Origin of the sequence: Selenomonas sp. oral taxon 892 str. F0426, assembly GCF_000468035.1 — a bacterium.
GTDB lineage: Bacteria > Bacillota > Negativicutes > Selenomonadales > Selenomonadaceae > Centipeda.
In genome coordinates, this window is sequence record NZ_KI260516.1 from 1 (window position 1) to 591 (window position 591).

Genomic DNA, 591 nt, shown 5'->3' on the forward strand with positions numbered 1-591 from the left:
TGAATTCAGCTGCACTACACTGCCAAGAAAAGCTTCTAACGAGAAGACGTCCGCCCGTACCAAAACCGACACAGGTAGGCGGGGAGAGAATCCTAAGGTGCGCGGGAAAACCCTCGTTAAGGAACTCGGCAAAATGCATCCGTAACTTCGGGAAAAGGATGGCCGTTGATGGTGACGACACTTGCTGTCTGAGCTATTGTCGGCGGCAGAAAAGAGGCCCAAGCGACTGTTTACCACAAACACAGGTGCCTGCGAAAGCGCAAGCTGAAGTATAGGTGCTGACGCCTGCCCGGTGCAGGAAGGTTAAGGAGAGTTGTTAGTCCTTGAGATGAAGCAGCGAACTGAAGCCCCTGTAAACGGCGGCCGTAACTATAACGGTCCTAAGGTAGCGAAATTCCTTGTCGGGTAAGTTCCGACCCGCACGAAAGGCGTAACGATTTGGGCACTGTCTCAACGAGGGACCCGGTGAAATTGAAATACCTGTGAAGATGCAGGTTACCCGCGACTGGACAGAAAGACCCCATGGAGCTTTACTGCAGCTTGGCATTGGTCTTTGGCATATAACGTACAGGATAGCCGGGAGACTGGGAA

At 52.6% G+C, this 591-nt stretch carries 1 rRNA gene; it reads left to right on the top strand.

Annotated features, from left to right (window positions below):
* Positions 1 to 591: ribosomal RNA gene (locus HMPREF1992_RS11030) — 23S ribosomal RNA — on the top strand; the annotation flags it as partial.